General features: G+C 45.9%; 21 protein-coding genes and 1 tRNA gene. 15 read left to right on the top strand and 7 right to left on the bottom strand.

Features of this window, described 5'->3' with window-relative positions:
• Nucleotides 1-108: 108 nt before the first annotated feature.
• Nucleotides 109-939 (bottom strand): CheR family methyltransferase, encoded by an 831-nt coding sequence (locus ACJB0T_RS19980; protein ID WP_479290883.1) that lies wholly within the window; start codon nt 937-939, stop codon nt 109-111.
• An 85-nt stretch (nt 940-1,024) separates the two neighbouring features.
• Nucleotides 1,025-1,960 (bottom strand): chemotaxis protein CheV, encoded by a 936-nt coding sequence (locus ACJB0T_RS19975; RefSeq protein ID WP_042496983.1) that lies wholly within the window; start codon nt 1,958-1,960, stop codon nt 1,025-1,027.
• A 76-nt stretch (nt 1,961-2,036) separates the two neighbouring features.
• On the opposite strand from ACJB0T_RS19975, the gene flgA reads away from it, so the two are divergent.
• The 3 genes from flgA (at nt 2,037) to ACJB0T_RS19960 (ending at nt 3,690) form a co-directional block, all read left to right on the top strand.
• Nucleotides 2,037-2,783, top strand: a complete 747-nt coding sequence (flgA, locus tag ACJB0T_RS19970; protein ID WP_479290884.1) for a flagellar basal body P-ring formation chaperone FlgA — start codon at nt 2,037-2,039, stop codon at nt 2,781-2,783.
• A gap of 127 nt (nt 2,784-2,910) precedes the next feature.
• On the top strand, nt 2,911-3,228 hold the full coding sequence (gene flgM / locus ACJB0T_RS19965; RefSeq protein WP_479290886.1) for a flagellar biosynthesis anti-sigma factor FlgM: 318 nt from the start codon (nt 2,911-2,913) through the stop codon (nt 3,226-3,228).
• Between the two features lie 36 nt (nt 3,229-3,264).
• Nucleotides 3,265-3,690: a flagella synthesis protein FlgN gene (locus ACJB0T_RS19960; protein WP_479290888.1), complete on the top strand. Its 426-nt coding sequence runs from the start codon at nt 3,265-3,267 to the stop codon at nt 3,688-3,690.
• 29 nt (nt 3,691-3,719) lie between these two features.
• Here the strand turns inward: ACJB0T_RS19960 and ACJB0T_RS19955 are convergent, their stop codons facing one another.
• Complete coding sequence (locus ACJB0T_RS19955) at nt 3,720-5,042, bottom strand: GGDEF domain-containing protein (protein ID WP_479290890.1); 1,323 nt, start codon at nt 5,040-5,042, stop codon at nt 3,720-3,722.
• Between the two features lie 353 nt (nt 5,043-5,395).
• Between ACJB0T_RS19955 and ACJB0T_RS19950 the strand changes: the two genes are divergently transcribed.
• A complete protein-coding gene (locus ACJB0T_RS19950; protein ID WP_479290892.1) occupies nt 5,396-5,743 on the top strand; it encodes a PilZ domain-containing protein in 348 nt (115 codons plus the stop codon).
• 77 nt (nt 5,744-5,820) lie between these two features.
• Here ACJB0T_RS19950 and ACJB0T_RS19945 read toward each other — a convergent pair whose 3' ends face one another.
• Both ACJB0T_RS19945 and ACJB0T_RS19940 read right to left on the bottom strand, forming a co-directional pair.
• The gene (locus tag ACJB0T_RS19945) at nt 5,821-6,249 is read right to left on the bottom strand and encodes an LPP20 family lipoprotein (RefSeq protein WP_338165006.1); all 429 of its coding nucleotides are present in this window, start codon (nt 6,247-6,249) and stop codon (nt 5,821-5,823) included.
• A 9-nt stretch (nt 6,250-6,258) separates the two neighbouring features.
• Nucleotides 6,259-6,894: a FlgO family outer membrane protein gene (locus ACJB0T_RS19940; RefSeq protein WP_479290894.1), complete on the bottom strand. Its 636-nt coding sequence runs from the start codon at nt 6,892-6,894 to the stop codon at nt 6,259-6,261.
• Between the two features lie 159 nt (nt 6,895-7,053).
• Between ACJB0T_RS19940 and ACJB0T_RS19935 the strand changes: the two genes are divergently transcribed.
• Nucleotides 7,054-8,190, top strand: coding sequence for a flagellar assembly protein FlgT (locus ACJB0T_RS19935; protein WP_479290896.1), 1,137 nt, complete (start codon nt 7,054-7,056; stop codon nt 8,188-8,190).
• Nucleotides 8,191-8,243: 53 nt separating this feature from the next.
• A tRNA-Arg gene (locus ACJB0T_RS19930) sits at nt 8,244-8,320 on the top strand.
• Between the two features lie 667 nt (nt 8,321-8,987).
• Here the strand turns inward: ACJB0T_RS19930 and ACJB0T_RS19925 are convergent.
• The gene (locus tag ACJB0T_RS19925) at nt 8,988-9,947 is read right to left on the bottom strand and encodes a transposase (RefSeq protein ID WP_479290898.1); all 960 of its coding nucleotides are present in this window, start codon (nt 9,945-9,947) and stop codon (nt 8,988-8,990) included.
• 464 nt (nt 9,948-10,411) lie between these two features.
• Between ACJB0T_RS19925 and ACJB0T_RS19920 the strand changes: the two genes are divergently transcribed.
• The 9 genes from ACJB0T_RS19920 (at nt 10,412) to ACJB0T_RS19880 (ending at nt 19,316) form a co-directional block, all read left to right on the top strand.
• On the top strand, nt 10,412-11,194 hold the full coding sequence (locus ACJB0T_RS19920; RefSeq protein ID WP_479290900.1) for a DUF6851 domain-containing protein: 783 nt from the start codon (nt 10,412-10,414) through the stop codon (nt 11,192-11,194).
• Between the two features lie 151 nt (nt 11,195-11,345).
• On the top strand, nt 11,346-11,921 hold the full coding sequence (locus tag ACJB0T_RS19915) for a phosphatase PAP2 family protein (RefSeq protein WP_479290902.1): 576 nt from the start codon (nt 11,346-11,348) through the stop codon (nt 11,919-11,921).
• A 191-nt stretch (nt 11,922-12,112) separates the two neighbouring features.
• Entirely contained in the window at nt 12,113-12,472 is a 360-nt protein-coding gene (locus tag ACJB0T_RS19910; protein ID WP_479290904.1) for a cupin domain-containing protein, read from the top strand.
• Between the two features lie 96 nt (nt 12,473-12,568).
• Nucleotides 12,569-13,078 carry an O-acetyl-ADP-ribose deacetylase gene (locus ACJB0T_RS19905; protein WP_479290906.1) on the top strand — a complete coding sequence of 170 codons (510 nt, stop codon included), beginning with the start codon at nt 12,569-12,571 and terminating at the stop codon, nt 13,076-13,078.
• Between the two features lie 93 nt (nt 13,079-13,171).
• Nucleotides 13,172-14,347 carry an MFS transporter gene (locus ACJB0T_RS19900; RefSeq protein ID WP_479290908.1) on the top strand — a complete coding sequence of 392 codons (1,176 nt, stop codon included), beginning with the start codon at nt 13,172-13,174 and terminating at the stop codon, nt 14,345-14,347.
• Nucleotides 14,348-14,469: 122 nt separating this feature from the next.
• Entirely contained in the window at nt 14,470-15,471 is a 1,002-nt protein-coding gene (locus ACJB0T_RS19895; RefSeq protein ID WP_479290910.1) for a Gfo/Idh/MocA family protein, read from the top strand.
• 216 nt (nt 15,472-15,687) lie between these two features.
• A complete protein-coding gene (locus ACJB0T_RS19890; protein ID WP_479290913.1) occupies nt 15,688-16,989 on the top strand; it encodes a sensor domain-containing diguanylate cyclase in 1,302 nt (433 codons plus the stop codon).
• 111 nt (nt 16,990-17,100) lie between these two features.
• Nucleotides 17,101-17,469, top strand: coding sequence for a hypothetical protein (locus ACJB0T_RS19885; protein WP_479290915.1), 369 nt, complete (start codon nt 17,101-17,103; stop codon nt 17,467-17,469).
• 254 nt (nt 17,470-17,723) lie between these two features.
• The gene (locus ACJB0T_RS19880) at nt 17,724-19,316 is read left to right on the top strand and encodes a BCCT family transporter (protein ID WP_479290917.1); all 1,593 of its coding nucleotides are present in this window, start codon (nt 17,724-17,726) and stop codon (nt 19,314-19,316) included.
• Between the two features lie 76 nt (nt 19,317-19,392).
• Here ACJB0T_RS19880 and ACJB0T_RS19875 read toward each other — a convergent pair whose 3' ends face one another.
• Nucleotides 19,393-20,010 carry a hypothetical protein gene (locus tag ACJB0T_RS19875; RefSeq protein ID WP_479290919.1) on the bottom strand — a complete coding sequence of 206 codons (618 nt, stop codon included), beginning with the start codon at nt 20,008-20,010 and terminating at the stop codon, nt 19,393-19,395.
• Between the last annotated feature and the right edge of the window lie 123 nt (nt 20,011-20,133).

The following is a 20,133-nucleotide window of genomic DNA, read 5'->3' as shown; positions in this document are numbered from 1 at the left end:
ATTCAGGTTTCTTTCAACCTGACGGGTTTGCCAGCTTCGCTGGGCAAACAAAAAAAGCCTTGGTGATACACCAAGGCTTTATGAAGGGATAACCATTAACACAAATTATTAGGATTTGAGCTTATAAATAATGCCCGGATTGCAGCGCACCATTTCAAATTGGTCAGTCAAACCCGTCAGCGACTCTGATGCACCAAGCAGCAGATAGCCACCAGGGTTTAGGCTACGTGCCATTTGGTTAAGTACTTTGGCCTTCATGTCTGGCGAGAAGTAAATCAACACGTTACGACAGAAAATAATATCAAACTTACCCAGCAACGCGTATGAGTCCATTAGGTTCTGCGGCCTAAAGTTGACCAAACGTTTAACGTTGTCTTTGACTTTCATCTTGCCGTTACCAGCATCTTCAAAAAACACCCGGCGACGCTCCGGCGACAAACCGCGCCCGAGAGCTAGATTGTCATATTCACCGACTCGGCACATGTCGAGCATGGTGCTCGATATATCTGTGGCAGTAATCGACACATTTGGCAATAAACCAGGCTTTTTGGTTTGCGTTTCTAAAATGGTCATGGCCATCGAATACGGCTCTTGGCCTGATGAGCTTGCCGCTGACCAAATTTTTATTGGTCTTTTGTTTGCCGCCGCTTCAGGTAGGAGCTTATCAGCCAGCACCGTAAACGGGTAACCATCGCGAAACCATAGGGTCTCGTTAGTGGTCATGGCATCTACTGCGGCAATGCGCAACTCGCGGTTACGGCCAATGACGACCTCTTTTAACAGCTGTGACAAAGTGCCTAAACCAAACTTTGATACCAATGGGCTCAAACGGCTACGCACTAAATATTGCTTGCTATCACCAAGCACAATGCCGCATTGGGATTCCAAAAAGCGGCTAAATTCACGATACTCTTGATCGCTAATGGTTATCGCTGTCATTCAATTCTCTATACTACTTTACTAAAGGCTTGCTTTTTACGGCTGCACGCTACACAGCCGACAAGCTCTCATTGTTTTCTTACTTTTAGTCAGCGATGACTGCCGCTTTTACAGCGCCTCCAAGCTCTTCTGGGTTGAACTTGGCGATAAACTCATTGGCGCCCACTCGCTCAACCATCGCTTGGTTAAATACACCACTCAGAGAGGTGTGAAGGATAATGTGCAAATCTTTCAGCTCAGCGTGACGGCGAACCTCTGCCGTTAACGTGTAGCCGTCCATCTCTGGCATCTCAATATCAGAGATAAGCAGCGAGATTTGGTCGTGAATGTTACCTTCAGCGGCCATTTCCACCAGCTTGTTGTACGCTTCTTTACCATCTTTAACCAAAATGGCTTCAAAGCCAATAGACTCAATAGCTCGTTGTACCTGTTTTCTTGCAACAGCCGAGTCATCGGCAATCATAATGCGTTTAACCATTGGCTTCTGCTTTTTCTGCTCTGCCACGGCAATTTCTTCAACAATGCGATGATCCATTTCCTCACGCACCGGTGAAATCTCCGCAAGGATCTTTTCTACATCGAGAATTTCAACCAGCTCATTATCAATATTGGTAACGGCGGTCAGGTAGTTTTCTTTGCCCGCGCCTTCTGGTGGCGGCAATATCGACTCCCAGTGCATGTTGATAATGCGTTCAACAGAGCTGACCAAAAAGCCTTGAACACTTCGGTTAAACTCGGAAATGACCACAAAGCAATTTTCAATATCGGTGGTGGGTCTACCACCTACTGCTAAGCTCAAATCAATCACTGAAATAGTCTGACCACGGATGTGCGCCACCCCTTTGACTAACGGATTGAGGTTGGGCATACGGGTGAGCTTTGGACACTGCAGCACTTCTTTAACTTTGAACACGTTAATGCCGTAACGCTGGCGGCCCATCAAACGAAAGGTCAACAACTCTAGTCGGTTTTGACCTACTAGCTGCGTTCGTTGATTCACCGAATCCAAGATACCGGTCATAAGTTCATCTCCATCTCAAACTTTTAAGCTAAAAAAGTGATAGTCTATCTCGGCCTCAGAGAATCCGAGAAACAGAATGCTGTATTATAAGACATCTTTTTTGCATACTTCCAGCCGCACTTTTGGGCAAAAGTGTCACTGGCTTTGCCTCTTTATCGTCTGGCACGCGATATTCTTTAGCGTATTAACGCACGCAGCAACGCCTGAGCAAATAGAAAACATTCAAAAGGCTGCCCAAGCTCATGTTTTAGAGACCATTGAGCAACCACTTGGCGGTGAAATCGTGGCAACCCCTGGCCGGATCGACAGTCGCATCCATGCAACTGATTGCCCCTCACCACTCGAAACCTCGTCGTCGACAACGAGAAATACCAGTAGCAATGTGACTGTTTTGGTGGAATGCCCAGAAGATAACTGGCGTATCTACGTGCCGGTTAGAATGTCCATTTCGATGCCACTAGTGACAGTAACAAGACCACTCTCTCGCGGCAGTTTGGTGGAAGCTCACGATGTGACCATGACCATGGTGGACAAGAACCGCGCACGACGTGGCGGTTTTAGCGACATGAACAATGTCGTTGGTGCTAAACTGAAACGCAATGTGAAGCTTGGTGACGTTATCGAGCGCAACGATGTCTGCGTAGTTTGTCGCAACGAAAAAGTCGTGATACGTGCTGTAAAAGGCGAGATGACCATCTCCACCAAAGGCACCGCATTGTCCGATGGCGCTAACGGTGATCAAGTAAGAGTGAAAAATGATAAGTCTCAGCGTATAATTGAGGGAATTGTCACCGGTGTTGCAGAAATTACCGTTAATTTCTGATTTTTTTCTAAAGATTTTGATTTACTCGTCGATATGGACGGTATACACAAATACATTGTGTGATATTCAGGGCTACAATAGGTAGTCACAACCAACGCAAAATTGAGCAATTTAATAAGGCGAAACTATGGCAGGCATTGATAACATTCGATCTGGACAGACGCTAACGACGACAAGTCGCGCACCTGCTCGTTCGGACGCCAGCAAAGAAAGCGTGTCAACTCAAGTTGGTCAACCTTCAGCAAGGCAAGATGCGGTAACATTAAGCCAAGGCGGCAAAGCCATTGGTCAAATGCATCAGCAGATGGCGAGCCAACCTAGCTTCGACTCGGCAAAAGTCGCTGCAATTAAAGACGCTATTGCAAACGGTTCTTATACTGTCGATGCAGAAAAGCTGGCTGACAACATGATGAAGTTTGAAGACGAACTTGGCGGACTACGATAATCACATCCGCAGACTCACTAAGTTTAGGTATAGGTAATGGCAGCACTTGTTGATTTGATTGACTACCAACTCAAAAACGCAAAAGCCCTGTCTCTTCTTCTTTCGGAAGAGACCAAAGCCATCGCGTCGCGTGAATCCAGCGAGATTGAACGTATAGCAAAAGAAAAGATGACGCTGGTCGGCCAATTACAGCAGACCGACAAACGTTTAAGTGAACACCAAGATGTTCACCGTCTCACCGATGAAGCACCACTAGCCCAAAAAGTGGCAGACATTAAGTCAATCGTACTCGACTGCCAACAGCTTAACGATATTAACGGCCAAAGCTTGCAGCGGGCCCAGCTAAGCTTTAATAAACTCAACAACCTAATGCAGCAAAGCCACGGCAAAATAGGGATGACCTATAACGCTGGCGGGCAAACGCATACCTTATCGACACTTGGTACCAATCTAAAAGCATAGAGCTTAAAGCAACCTCTTAGACTGATTCTTTATCCTCCATGAGGCATTGGCTCTGCGGCCAAATAAAAACCCGTCGACACTCGATTTTTTCCATCTTGTTTGGACTGATATAAGGCTTTGTCTGCTCGCTCAAGATTGTCTTGCAATGTGGCTCTCCTATCGACATTCGTCACCCCCACCGAGCACGTCACGCGCAAATAAAGGCTTAACTGGCTGTCGGCAATCGACTTTCGAATACGCTCAGCAATCCGAGCGGCAACAGTGTGGTTTTTAGCACTGCAGATCACTACAAACTCTTCCCCACCCCAGCGTCCAATCACCGCATCCTCTCGTAAATGCGCCCTCAACGTGGTAGCAAGATTCACCAATATAGCGTCCCCTTCGTTGTGTCCATAGGTATCGTTAATGCGTTTGAAGTTATCGATGTCCAACATAATCAAAAACAGTGTCTCTTTATTATCCAGTTGCTGTAAGTAACGCTCCTGAATACCTTGGCGGTTGTAGAGACCTGTAAGTTTATCTAGCGAGGCCAGTTTTCTATACTTGTCCCGCTCTCTATTGGCATGGGTTAAACTCATGTCCAGAAGTGACGCCCTACTTTGGTTTACCTGAAGCGAGCGTTTAAGCGCAACAAGACGCGCTAACACATCAGCAGTGACAGCAAGCACCCATGCTGCGACCAGCAAAAACTGCACTTCAAATAGCGTCAACCATTTGCCGACAAACTCTACAGAGCGCACCGTTATCGTGGTGTTTTTTCTGGCGTGACTGTCGCCAGTCGCAATTTGAATGTCAGTGACATTGTCAAGCCGCGCCGAGTGGTCAGAGATTTTGGCGTGCAAAAATGACCACCATGAAGGCACGTAGAAGTTGGCAATCGGTAGCGAGTAAGAATAAGTAGGCTGATTAACCGGAATAATGGTTTGCAAATTGGCTCTAGAAATGGTCGCGGTTGATATCGCATCATGCTCGGCATTGAGCAAATAAACCAATACCGAGTCCTGAAGATCGGAGGCTTCTGAATAAGACAGCTTGATTTGCACAGAGTGAAAACGCCGCAAATCCAGCCCTTGCAGTGCTCGTGGAGACGTTGGGATCACCACACTACAAAAAGGAAACGTATTGGAACGGCGAGTCTGACACGAAAAACTCAAGGTGCTATCACGCTGAACAAAATGTCCAAGGGAGTTACCTCCGTTGATGGCATCATTCATCATTGAGACTCCAGGAACATCAAGTTCAATATGCTGGGTGATGTTCATTCCCCAGTGATACCACGCCAGAAAGCTCAAACTTAGAACGGCCAGCACTGCATAGCCATTCTCCCTTCTAATAATACGCCGCCAATGCACTATACTTCCCTCCCTGAAAGAAAGCGCTTACTAGATGTAGGGTATCTTAGCTTCTTGCAAATTGCCCGTAATCAACAAAAACGGATCGTGAAACCGTGTTTTCAATCACACCTATAGTGACTAGATTGAGATGAAAAACAACCTTTCCCACTCCTTATTAGCGCCGTATTGATACCTTACACAATCCCATATATTTTTCTTTTAATTAGATACTTAAGCCACTTAATTCCATTGGATCACAAAACTGAATCTCAATACTAGCCAGTCGACAAAGCCTATTGCTAATGTTGTCGATATCACCATGATTTTATAAAGTCACTATTTACCACAATACATGGAAGTGGGATTACAAAATGAAAGCGCTTACTAAAAATACCTCGAGTGAGCTTAGGGAACACCCTCGCTTTGCTATGCGTTACGCAAAAGGCTCTATCAGGAAAATGGGCCTATTTTCAGGCTATACCGCTATGAACATTATCGATATATCCAAAGGCGGTATCGGCGTGGAATGTCGAAAAATGCTAATGGTCGGCGAACGTGTCGAGGTGAAGGTCGGTAACAAAAGGTACACTGGCCAAGTGGTGTTTGGTAGTCAGATCCTAGGCACCCGTCAGCTTCGGGTTGGCATACAGTTCACCGACAAGCTTGGCATATCAGACATGTTGTTTTTTGGCGCCCCTATGCAAATTGCGATGGCTTAACTCATAAACAAACAGGGCGGCAATGGTTTACATTGCCGCCCTGTTATATTCCAACTGCCTTGAGCAAAGCCTCTATATTAGAATAAGGTTTGACGCTTCTTCTCTGGAACGCGGCGAATTTCACCGTAATCACGCAACCTGTCCATTTTTTCAATATCCAGTATTAGCTCGGTGACGTAGCTATCGCCCACTTTGTAACTACGTACAACTTCTGCGCCTCGGATAACGCCATCCACTGCACCCGTCGTCGACTCGACACCTAGGCGCTGATCTTGAAGATCCGCTCTTGCTGAGACGCGCAGGCCATAGACTTGCTCTGCCAGTTCACGATACGCATCAATCTTTGAAGCGCGCATTGCGCGAACTTGCTTCTCTTCATCATTACGACCAGTCTGCTCACTGATGCTGGCATAGCCCACCGCGGTCAATGTGTTCTGATCCATCGCGCCAATTGGAGTACAACCAATCATGACCATCGCGATTAAGGCGGCAAAAATTACTCTCATCTTCATTTCCTATGGGCGTAAAATCACGGTAGTCGGTGTTGTCATGGTTGGGTCTGAGCGAATCAACACGCCATCTTCCGTACGCATTTGGTTGAGCGTATCTAGGTCACGGCCAATTCGATCCGCTGGCAAGAAGCCTTGTGCCGATGCAACAACAACCCTCGACTGCATACCAATCACGCGAGCATTCACCAACACCCCCCCCTCTTGACGAAGCATGGTGCCAGTAAGGACAAATTGAATTTGCTGTTCTTGAGCAAGATCTTTCCAATCTCGACTCAATGCAAAATCACCCTGACTTGTCACTTGAATAGAGCCGGTCGTTTTAAAGTCCACTACTTTAAAACCGCGACGCTGCAACTGATGAATAAACCCTTCTGACACTGAGTTACCTAACCAGTTGGTCGCATCCATATTCTGCAAATCGACAAAAGAGGCCACGGCAACCGGTGTGCGTGATGACACGCTGGTGTTCGACGCCACCAACTCTTCCGTTAAACTCTCTACAAAGTAATCCATGGTATGACGAGGACTCTCCATCAGCATAAACTTGCTGCCCGAGTACGACTCTTTACCGTTATAGATTGGTGAGTAGGCACAAGCGGTCAGCGTTAACACTGATGCCATCAGTAGCCACTTTTTCATTTCACACTCTCCAAAAGTTATTAATTGGGTCGATTGTGGCAACCTTGATTCAGGTTGGAACAATCTTTGCTTTTCTCATTCTGTCCTAAATAAGAAAGCCCGCTCCAATATTCGCTAGAAAATAGTAAGCAAATATTGTTCCGTATTTGGAAAGGTTGTATGAAAAAAATCGTTTCTTCTTTAATTTCAACAGCATTACTGACATTCAGTGTCAATAATGCCTATGCCGAGTGGTATGAAGTCACAGGTACGTCGACCATTGTCTCCTCTGAGAAGGCGGCAAGGATCTACGCGCTAGAGGATGCCGTATACAAAGCGGTCGACTTCTCTGGCGCCGACATCGGTAGCCTTTCGACACTGGCACCAATGCTAGAAGACGATAAGGAGCAGTACCAGTTCATCGACTCCGAGGTTCGCCACATTGTCATCGACGACAAATACGTAAGCGGCAACCAAATGGTGGTAAAAGCGCGTATCGACATCTACCCGACGGCAAAGGCTTGCCATAAAGAGCAATACAAAAAGACCATTGGGGTTGCCATGTTCGACATTGTCGATCCGCAGCAAGCGGTAATGGGACAAATTTATAAGCTGGGTGAAGATTACAGCGCTGTCATCGATAAGCAGCTTGCCGCACGCTCTTACAGCTTTGTCTCTGTCGGCACTACACGCTACGAAATCAACAAACGCCAACCTGAACGAATCAAGATGATCGCCGATGATCTCGGCGCGCAGTACATTGTCACTGGCGCGATTAGAGATCTTACGGCAACAATAGAAGCAGGTGGCTTACTAAAAGACGATCGCATTAATCGCCAATTCGCCATGGACATGGCCATCTTTGACGGCAAAACCGGTCACGAGATCTTCCAACATACCTATCGCGAAATTGCTCAATGGCCATTTGCGAAAACCAGTAAAGTCGATACCAAGAGCGCTCGTTTCTGGACATCAACCTATGGAGAAATGATGCAGCGAGTCAGTCGTAACATCATGCTCGACTTAGAAGCAGAGATTTCCTGCAAGATGACGCTACCTGAAGTAGTGGCCACCTACGGCAACAAAGTGACCATCGACCTTGGCCGCGTACATGGCGTGCAAGCTGGCGATAAACTACGTCTATGGCACACTGGTTCCTTCATTGACCAAAATGGCCTACCACGCAACAAAGTCAGCCGCAGCGACATTACCTTAACCGTCTCACGTGTTTATGAGCGTGACGCTGAAGCGACTGTCGATCAGCCAACGTTAGCCAACAGCATTCAGATTGGCGATGTAATGCACAAACAGAACTAATAGTGAAAAATCGGGCTTAACTTATTCATATTATTGAGTAATATAAGCCCTAAGCTCCCGTGGCACAGCTGGATAGCGCGGCCCCCTCCTAAGGGGCAGGTCACAGGTTCGAATCCTGTCGGGAGCGCCATTTTTAAAGGGCTAGCAAGTTAGTGATCGCTAGCCCTATTAAATTCCCCCCGTTTTTAGTCAAACAATTAGTCAAACAAGAAAAACGTTACTGTCTTGTCTAAAATCAGCTAACTTCGATGCACTTAAAACCAAACTAGACTCATTTCGCTGCGCCTTCAGCACACTTCAACACTTTTAGTCAACGTTCAGACGCTATTTTTTAGACGGCGTTTGCAACTCTATGAAATGCCCTTAGCTGACACCTGCTGCTTTCTCTAACCTAACGACTCCTTTATACGAGATCAGGAAGCCAAGAAATATGCATGATTCAGCACCACCAGCTGAGTGGTTCGCTATTAGCAATGCTCAACTTAGAGATGAAAATAAAGACGAGATTATCGAGGGTCAAGCTAAAGGGTCTTTTTGTAAAGCTGTACACCTGCTTTACCAGGCGGACTTAGTGCTCAATAAAGCCCTTATAAGGACACACACCTCAAAAATCTAACGCACTCAAAATTGAAGCATTAGCAGATAGCCCTCTCGTTCAGACAAAACATGGCAAATTTGAGTATGTTAGTACGTGTAGGAGGTAACTGGATGAGAGTAAAGACGTTTATCAGGCACACATAAAGCAAGCACTGAGTAGTACTTTGAACTGACTTAAAAATTGACTCGAAACTTTAAGCTTACTCTAAACGATACATGTAGAGCTTCTGCTTGTTCAGCACTGTTTTCGTCTGTTCCGCCAACATGGGCGCCCCGAGCGCGGTTGCCCGTGACTTCTCCATCTGCGTGCATACTTTTAGCCAATTCAATTGCTTGATATTTAGACGCCCCAATATTGGTGGAGTTTTGTCATTCATGGAAGCTTTCCCATCCCGAAGTTGACGTGCGGTCCAATCTACTAATTCAATGTAGTCAATTAAACGAAACGGGATACCATCCAACATACGATTGCTTGGATTGCCCACAAAAGGATGAAGACAAGGTGCTGTTTCTAGATTTCGATTGAGTGCGTCAATTCTAACCTGTATGGAAGTATATTCGGAATCTTCTGGTGTTGTCGCTATACCAGCTCGTACTGGGTTTAGATCGACGTAAGCCATTGCGGCCGCCAATGCTTTTTCGTCTAGTAACGCTTGGCTTTTGAATCGGCTTTCCCAAAAGTGACCTGTACAGTTATCCTCTCGGTTTGCTCTACAGGCGATGTCATAATTAAGCTCTTTCATGAACCAACTGAGGCTCCACAGCCTTTCTCTCCACGTTTCTATTATTTCTAGACACTTCTCCTCCTCAGCGTGAGACGAGAGCTGCTGAGTCTGCCAACGTTGAATTAGACTTGGCAGTTTATGCTCCCGGCCCCAACGCTCAACTACATCATCAAGAGAAAGTGCTTGGGCGGATTCCCTGTTGAGATTTAGAACCAAGTGATAATGATTACTCATGATGGCATAAGCACAAATATCAATGCAGTAAATTTGAGCAAGCGTATAAATCTTTTGTTCAATCCATTTACGTCGGTGTTCATAACTCGTGTTGGTTGAGGCGTCCTCACCACATAGGAAACTACGACGAACACAGCGAGAAACGCAGTGGTAATAAGACGTTGCATCTATGGAAACAAGTTGTTTTCGAGCCGTTGTCAACGTTTTATCCTCCGTTTAGCCTGAAGGAACTCTAGCAATCAATCGCTAGAAACACCGTTGACAGACCGCCAAATTAAGCAAAATCATACTATTTTCATACTTTTTGGTGTGTGTCCTAGCAAGTTTCGCAAGTTTCTATTCGATTGGTTTGAGTAGACTAAATTCAAATTAGGATAAACTGCTCCAAAAGTATGCATAGTACCAGAGCAAAACCGCACTATTGTGTCCTCCACACATTGGAGGACACACATCTCACATGCACCTACCCCGCCAACACCCGTGATTCTGCTTCCATATTTGCAATAAATCCTCGTTATTGACCATCTTGTTATTAATTTATTTATCACCTACTCCCGTGATAGGTACAACAACGTCAATCGATGTAAATCGAGTTATGTCAATGAGTTTCAACCCGCTTGAAGCTTATTGATACCAAACACAAACATGTAGAAAAGGATAACAACATGAAAGCTAGGAACTATTTTTCAAGGCTAGTCCTTCCACCTATTCTATTCTCTCTGCCAAATATAGGGTATGCCTTTGAGTGCCCAGAAGGCGCTCCGAATATATGTGCACCCGCTACGGTCATCGAGGCTACAGTCCCCAATCTGTTGTCGACGGTTGCTCCTGGTGACGCTCCTATCGTCCTTCGTACGACAACCTTAATCACCGCGGCCTGGTTCGATGCAATTGCGCCGTATAGCACACAGAGTCAAGGCGTTCACTCAAACTTAGGCCGCCTTGATGCCGGAGATGGAAATAGCAAACGAAACATCGCCATTATGTATGCGAGTCACGAAGTATTGATGAGTTTGATGCCGCAATTTGCCAACGACTGGGATCAGATGCTGAGTTCGGTTGGGCTGGATCCACAAAATCAGACTTTAGATCTCAACCAACCCGCCGGCGTTGGGAACAGGGCAGGTCAAGCGATTGTCGCGGCCCGGGAGACTGATGGCATGAATCAACTGGGTACCGATTGTAATGAGTACTTTCCTAAACCTTACGCCGATTGCACTGGCTATAAACCACGGAATAAGGCAGAAGCACTGAAAAATCCAAGACGATGGCAACCAGATACATTGAGCTCTGGAAATGGCCTGTTTTTTTCACAACAGTTCGTTGTGCCACAGTTTGGTCAAACCACGCCATTTAGCTATCAAACACCAACTCTAAAAGCGCCGTTTCCTAGTAAGTCTTACGCAGTTTCGTTCTCTGGAATCCCCTTACCAGCATCAGGCGGATGAAGTCATTGAGGCGCAAATCAACTTAACCGATGAGCAGAAACTCCTATCTGAGTTCTATGACAATAAAATCATTAGCTTAGGTTACTCAACTCTCGCAGCTAGTTTTTATCACGGCTTGTCACTTGAACAGTTTGTTCAACTCGACTTTCTAGTGAACGTAGCAGCATTTGATACAGGAATTACCATCTGGGACAACAAAAGAAAATACGATGCCGTCAGACCCTTTAGCGCCATTGGCTATATCTATGGAGAAGAAGCTATTAGTGCTTGGGGTGGTCCTGGCTTTGGCATCGTCAGCAATCTAAAAGGCAATGAATGGCGTCCTTATCTTCAATCGGCGAATCATCCCGAGTACCCTTCAGCCAGTGCGAGTTTCTGCCGAGCACATGCCACGTCAACTAAGCGATATTTGCATGAGGAAATGGGGTTATCGCCGCAAGAGGCAAACGACCTAAGCTTTTGGGTTCCCGGTTTTCTACCACCTCAATTTGCTGTGTTGGACAAGCAGCCGGGAACATCCATCGTCGAACCTGGTGTGACACCACAATCCCACACCGTTTTGGGATGGAGTACATGGGATGAGTTCTCCGATGATTGTGGTATCAGCCGCCTTTGGGCTGGGGTGCATTTCTATGACTCTATACCAGCGGGTCAGGCGATTGGCGATCCTATAGGTTCACAAGCCTATGAATGGTTGAAAACCTATATTGAAGGTAGCGCCTATTAACGGCACTTGACACTGCGGCGCAATAACTGGGAACACAGAGTAGCCTCGACGGAGTGGTCTACCTTGTGTTCCCTAAAAGTTGTAAAACACAATCATTGTTAAATTAATGTTAATGCGGTAGCGTGGTACTACAGCGCCTCAATGATCTCACTGAGCGTTGTAACTTCTCACCCTCACTAAATGGAATGACTATGACAACAGAGAAAACACTCCGACGAATCTCTCCAGATTTGAGCCAGCAACAAGCCACCAGCACTGATCCGAAAAAATGCCTCTCAGGCAATCCTATGCAACGAGTTCACAATCAATTCGCCAACAGCAAAGAAAACTTTTTCTGTGGCACTTGGGGCTCTACAGAAGGTAAGTGGAATATCAGCTACAGTGAAGATGAATTCTGTTACATCATAAAAGGTAAAGCCATTATTACCGATCAGGCAGGTCATAGCGAAACCGTCGTGCAGGGTGATGCATTTGTTATCCCAGCTGGCTTTGAAGGGACTTGGGAAACCATAGGCGAAGTGGAGAAGTTCTACTCAATGTATGAGGAGTAATCCTCAGCCAATTAAAAAACGGCAAGTCACCGTTATCCGCCTTTGCGTTATTTAGCTTAGAATGCATCATGACCTATCATGTTAAGGGCTTTAACTATGCAAAACATCTTTTTAATCAACGGTGACATAACCAAGGCTAGCGTCGATGCTGTTGTGAACGCCGCCAATACAAGAATGCTGGGAGGCGGAGGTGTTGATGGTGCGATTCATCGCGCAGCGGGACCTGAGCTGTTAAAAGCTTGCTATGAAGTGAAAGAAGTGGACGGCAAGCGCTGTCCGTTTGGCGATGCGCGTATCACTAGCGCAGGAAACTTGAAGGCCCGCTACGTTATCCATACCGTGGGGCCAATTTACGATAAGTTCGCCCATCCCGAAAAGGTGCTAGCCTCAGCATACAAACAATCACTCGATCTGGCTCTAAAGTACGACTGCAAGAGTGTTGCCTTGCCTGCTATCTCGTGTGGCATCTATGGCTACCCACCCCAAGAGGCGGCGCAAGTTGCCCTCGAAGTTTGCCAAAGAGAAGAGTATCAATCACTAACGATGACCTTTTATTTGTTTGGTGATGAAATGTTGGCTATTTGGCAGAGCGTGTTCGATCACTGAATCAAAAGGATGCACACCAAAAGAGTGTGAGATTGCTTTTCTGTCAAATTCCGTCACCATTAACACCATCAAAAGCACCACATAAGAAAAATAATGAAATCACTACCATGGAACGCCTGGTTGCTCGCGCTAGTGCAGCCTTTTGTCTTGTCTGTTGGCGCACTGAATGTGTTTTTAGGCGGGATTGTCGGCGCGCAGCTTCATTCTGATCCTACGTTCGCCACCTTGCCAGTCACGGCGTTGATTGTCGGTGTATCGCTGAATGTTTTTCCTGCTGCTCGAATTCAAAAAAAGCTTGGCAGAAAACGTGCATTCGTTTTAGCCGCTATCGTAAGTAGTGTCAGTGCTCTTGGTGCTGCTTGGAGCATTGAGGGTGGCAGTTTTTGGGGATTCTGCGCGAGTGCATTCTTGCTTGGCACTCAATTGGCGTATGTGGGCCAGTATCGTTTTGCCGCGATTGAAAGCTGTGAAAGTCCCGCTCAGCACCCAAGTGTTATTAGCTTAGTTTTAGTCGGAGGCATCGCTGCGGCGTGGGTTGGGCCTGAGCTACTGAATATAGGTCAGTCGATTACTCTATTCGATGCTGAATATGCTCGCGCCTATGCTGCGCTTGGCATTTTAGAGCTGATTGGCGCTGCTATTCTTGCTTTAGCAATGAAGCCGCTCAATGTTCAGGAGAACACAGCAGAAGCGGGGGACGCTAGAAGCTTATCCATACTATTTCAGCAGCCCATGCTGTGGCTAGCGATAGGCTCTGGTCTCACAGCATACGCAGTCATGGCTTTTCTTATGACGGCAACCCCACTGGCTATGTCAGGACATGGACACGATATTCAAAGTGCCAAGTGGGTTATCCAAAGTCATGTTATGGCAATGTACCTCCCTTCACTCATCACCCCACTTATCATTAAACGTATTGGTGTCTATAAGCTTATTACTCTCGGCTGTGTGGTCTTCCTCGCTTGTATCGCGGTAGCCTTGCTAGGCCACTCTGTTCATCATTATTGGTGGGCATTGGTTGCACTAGGAGTCGGCTGGAACTTTCTGTTTATTGGTGGAACCTCGCTATTGCCGCAAACCTATAAACCTAGTGAGCGCTTTAAAGTGCAAGCAGTGAACGACTTTTCAATCACAGCCTTTCAAGCCTCTGGTTCGCTTGGCGCTGGGATCGTGCTCTTTACTCAAGGCTGGACATGGATGCTGCTTGCCTCGCTATTCCCGGTAAGCTTGTTGCTGTTGCTCAACTTGGTGATGAAGAGGCAGCAATAGATTGGCAAACGAGTATCTAAATACGTAATCAAACTTGCATAACCCAATAAACTCATTATTTTAAATAGGATTAGGCCATACAAAGCACCTATTATTGCAGAGAAGGTGCATAGGAGAATCACTTGACCAAAAAAATACGCTGGGGCATCGCAGGCTTGGGCAACATTGCCCATCGATTTGCAAAAGATCTAACCGTTCACGTTGAAAACGCAGAGCTTTTTGCAGTTTCAGCAAGAGACCTCAGCCGTGCCAAAGAGTTTTCTAAACAATATGGCTGCGAAACAAGCTATGGCTCATACATGGAGCTCGCCAGCGATAGCAATATTGACGCTGTCTACGTGGCGACCATCCATCCATTTCACAAAGAGCTAGTAGAGCTTTTTCTAAACAACGGCAAACATGTGCTGGTTGAAAAACCCGCTCTCACTAATTTAGCTGACTGGGATGCGATGGCTGCGCTCGCGAAGAGCAATGGTCTGCTGCTCGCTGAAGCGATGAAAAGCGTGACGTTTCCGGCGTATCGCGCAATGAAGCAGTTTATCCTCGACAATAAGGTTGAAATTACCTCAGTTGAAGCGTCATTTGGCAACTGGCACGAGTACGACAGTGCTTGGCATCTGTTTAACCCTAAGCTTTGTGGTGGCGCTACGTTAGATGTCGGCGTTTATGGTCTTTGGTTATACGCGGATTTATGTCGGCTTGCGGGTTGTGCGATTGACACACCTACAGTCGAGTACGTTCAAGACAATGAACAAAGTAAAGTCGACGAGAACGCTACCTTTTCATTTGATGGTCCATTGAAAGGCCGCATTTGCGCCTCAATTACACGCGACCTGCCACGAAATGCCATTATTCGAGGGCCAGAGCTAGAAATCGTTATGCACGAAAAATGGTGGAGTTCTTCGACCATAGACATTACCTACCAAGGTGAAGTGACCCAAATCGCTATGCCAATCAAAGGTGGCGGATTTGCTAACGAAATCGAGCACTTCTCATCATTGTTGCAAAACAATGTCCACCACTCGGACATCCTAGGCCATGAAACAAGTAGAAGTGTCATTCGTGTTATGGAGGCCTGTTTGACCCATGGCGGTTATGCAGATTTAGTTAGCAAAAGAAACTAACAACTATCGCACAAGGGGCTACCCAAAAGTGCATTCTCATACTTGATCGGTATCTCGAACGCTTCATACCGATCAAGTTGCCACTTTCAAATGCTTCAGGCTTACGGCCTTAGTTAACAGGAGCGATGCTGTAGAATTTATTGAGTGTACTTTGACTCTCTCAATTCAAGACCTATTATAATAGTGAAGCTTTTTGAGTCACTAAAGGTGTTTCTATTGGACAATACAGCAATCAACCCGGAAGCATTGTTAGAAGTATTTGAAGCCTCTCCCGTAGCCGTGCTTATAATGGATGACCACGGTAATACAAAATACAGTAACCGTGCCGCTACACACTTATTTGGTTATACTCACGATGAACTTTCCAGTATCAACACAGCGCTTATTCACCCACAAGATATACAAAGGCAGTTGATTGCCCACCAATCTCTTCACAAACAGCCCAAAAACACCCAAATCATATCAATTCGTTACATAGATAAAGCCGGCCATTTAATTGTAGCTAACCTATATATTACAGCTAATTATGACGACTCAGGTAAGGTAATAGGTTTTATACATCAAATCATCAACCTTTCGACCGAAAGGCAACTTCATGCCGATGAGGTACTGCAAGAAATGCTATTTTACTCAGGTGATGGCATATATGTGGTTGACGCCGAGTTTGGGCATATTCTTAGTTGCAACCATGAAGGGCATCAACGGCTCCAGTACTCTAAGCAAGAAATCCTCAGGCTTAGAGTCTCTGATATCAGTCCACACTTTAATGATGACATCGATGAAAAAATCCCAGATAGCGCACCAGATTTTGTACAAAGTTTTACGTGGCAACAATATACATCAACCATAAAACAAGCCAAAACAATGTGTATTGAAAGCAATCACAAACGCAAAGATGGTACGATTTTTCCAATAGAGATAAACGTAACTTACGTAGAGAAAAGTGGGAGAGAGTATATTGTAGCGGTCGTACGAGATATTTCTAAGCGACGACTACAGCTGGAAAATAAGCTAGCAGAAATGAATCTAGACCCATTAACCAAGCTGGCTAATCGACGACTTTTCAACCAAAAGTTAGAGTCTCTATTCAGAAAAAACATCGGTCGCAAGGCAGCATTTTTGTATATTGATGTTGATAAGTTCAAATCATTTAATGACTTATATGGCCATGCATGTGGGGACCTTGTGTTGAAACACGTTGCTGATAGTTTGAAACGATATACGAGGGAAGATGATATTGTTGCTCGGTTTGGTGGGGATGAGTTTTTGGTTATGCTTTTAGGTATCAAAGATGACCATCATTTGCAGGGCATAGCTAATTACCTTATCAAAGCACTATCAATTTCTCTTCAACTACAGAATGGAATCACCTTCCAATGCGAAGTGAGTATAGGTGGAACGATACAAAGACTGCGAAGTAAGGATTGTAGCTCTGCTATTGAAGTCGCAGATAAAGCCATGTATCACGCGAAAGAACTTAAAGGCAGCTCATTTATTTTTATTGATAGTTACACGTAACTCGACTTTGTTTCTTGATACTTCCCGAGTTAAAGGAACGCCACCCCATAAATGCAGTGCTTCTACCGTTTATGTACCAAGAGAGTACCCAGTAATCAAAAAGAGGTAATTTTGGCCAGCGTTATCCAAGAATGTAACCGTGAGCTTAATAAAGTTGTCCATTATTACCCGGAGGAAGCGCGCAATAGTGTGGATTGCCTGATGGCTCAGCTATTGTGCTGCGAAATTTTTCTGATCCAATTTCCAATCCTTAACCATTTTAGAGGCAAAAGTTCTCCTTGGTATCATGTGCAGAACTTGCGCCATGCCCTGCTCACTAGCCCTCATCAAGGTGCTGTAAAGTGTTATGAAGAACCGATATTCCAAGGCTGGTCGATGGCCAAAATTGATGACGCTCGAGTCTATGAAAAACCAATTCCAGACAGAGTACGTAAAGCTTATCTCGACTATCAAGGCTTTCTTGAGCAGCTAAGAGCTTAGGTCACAAGACAGCAATACTCGTCCTAGTGAATAAATCGATTCAACCAGTAACTATCGAGCTTCCAGAACCCCCTCAACCATGTCATACCACACTCATAGCAACAGCTTGAGCGCTCAAAAAACTTCTGAACCTGAATACGCTTTGTGTTAGGATGCTCGACCATTTTATGATGTAGGTCACATTTTTACTGCATGGCCACATTTAAATCCACAGCGCGATAAATAAACTGCGCTCCGTGAACAGTGATTATTTAATGTCAAATTCCAATACGGTTGAGGCTTGCTCAGCCGCATCGATATCCGCGTATGATGCGATTTATCCACCTGAACGCATCAAGAGCCTTGCTGAAAAACTAGAAATGAACAACCCTGTATTCTGGCTCAGCGGCTCTTTCCTAACGCTCTTTGTCCTCCTTGCATTGACACACCCTATCGCCCTTTCCAACGCCGTAAATTCAGGCTTTGACCTTGCCACCCGTTATTTTGGTGCCTTTTGGCAGCTGCTTTTGCTGGCTAACTTCATTATTGGTCTCGCGCTTTGTTTTGGCCGCACGGGTGATGTAAGGCTTGGTGGAATCGCACGCCCTGATGTTGAAAGCTTCAAGTGGATGTCGATTGTACTTTGTACTCTGCTCGCAGGTGGCGGCGTCTTTTGGGCCGCAGCCGAACCTATCGCTCACTACTTATCTCCACCACCACTATTCGGCTCTTCTTCACCAGAAAACAACGCTATCAACGCGCTGTCACAATCCTTTGTTCATTGGGGCTTTCTTGCTTGGGCAGTGTTGGGTGGACTATCATCGATTGTGCTGATGCATTTGCATTACGATAAAGGCCTGCCACTTAAACCTCGCACTCTGCTCTACCCATTGCTCGGACAGCGCGCTATTGAAGGCTGGGTCGGTAATACCATCGATGCCTTGAGCATCATTGCAGTCGCGGCAGGCACCATTGGTCCAATTGGTTTTCTTGGCCTCCAGATCAGTTATGCGATGCAAGCGCTGTTTTCTATTCCCGATACCTTTGCCACTCAGGCCACTGTGGTCGTCATTGCGATGCTGTTTTATACCTTGTCGGCATTGAGCGGCGTAAATCGCGGAATTCAATTGGTCAGCCGCTACAATGTCATTCTTGCTGCGGCGCTCATCATTTTCATCTTAGTTGCAGGGCCAACTGGCTTTATCATCGACAGCTATGTTCAAGGTCTTGGGACCATGATCGATCAGTTTGTGCCGATGGCAATGTACCGCGGAGACACTCAATGGCTAGGTTGGTGGACCGTGTTCTTCTGGGGCTGGTTTATTGGTTATGCGCCAATGATGGCCATTTTTATCGCACGAATTTCACGTGGCCGCACCATTCGACAGTTAATTCTCTCCATAAGTATTGCCGCTCCATTAGTGACGTGCTTTTGGTTCACCATCGTGGGTGGCTCTGGACTGGCCTTTGAGCTAGCTACTCCTGGTATCATTAAAGCCGGTTTCGAAGGGTTCAATATGCCAGGCGCGCTGCTGGCGATCACTATGCAGCTTCCCTTCCCGATGCTGATTTCAATCCTGTTCTTAATTTTAACCACCACCTTCATTGTGACCACGGGTGACTCAATGACCTATACGATTACTATGGTGATCTCCGGCGACAAGGAGCCGAATGCTTTGATCCGCGCTTTCTGGGGAGTAATCATGGGCGCGGTGGCGATCGTGTTGATTTCAATGGGCAGTGGCGGCATTTCTGCATTGCAATCTTTCATTGTGATTACTGCGGTACCAGCATCATTCATTATCGCCCCAAGTCTTTGGTATGCCCCTAAAATCGCGAATAGCATGGCGAAGGCACAAGGCTTATAAATCACGAAGCCGACCTAAAAGGTCGGCTTACTTTTTGTCATTAACGTCGAATCCAAACAACTCAAACTGCGTTGGGTTATTTGGTTTCTAATCCAATCACGGTTTGTTGATTATCGAGTGTTAGGTGAATGGTTCCACTCCCTTTCGACTGTGCTTGATTTTGGATGTCCACAATTTCCGGCGCTAATTTCACCATTGCACCGCTGCTCATTTTTATCAAATAGGCTGTGTTGTTAACGAATGCACTATTTCCAATCACTGGAAAGTAGAGTACGGCGAACTCTTGTTTATAATCTTCGTAGATATTAAAACAGCGCTTAGACTCGGACTGACATTCTGCTATCTCTGCTGGTACCGTGGTGCGGTATTTATCTGTCGTATCGCGCAAAATATGAATGTACTGCGCTTGATTATGTGGCGGTCCGTAGAAATGGTCATCATCTTGGCAATAAAGCCTAGCCAGCTCACCTTTGCTGCTGTGAGATACCGTGAGGTGTTTATCGACTGCATGATGGGCTAACGTACTCTCACTAATCCAAGGAACATCGTAACCGCGATACTCCATTTCTGATAGCAAATATACCGCTTCCATATCGCCATATAGCGTATCGAGAAACGTGTATTGGTAGCTGCCATTTTGTGCCTGATACTCTTGCGCAGCGCCTTTGGAATAGCTTTCACTCAATGTGAGCATAGAACCTGGCTTTTGCTCCGCGATTTCCCGTTTCTTAATTCACAGCCAGCAACACGCTGCTCCTCAGTCATACATAAATCGTTTGATTGCACCATGGTCGAAAATAAACAAAGCGCGGCAGTT

It is taken from the genome of Vibrio sp. CB1-5 (assembly GCF_059412285.1).
The sequence above is the reverse complement of the archived record's forward strand: the minus strand, read 5'-3'. Positions and strand labels throughout refer to the sequence as shown.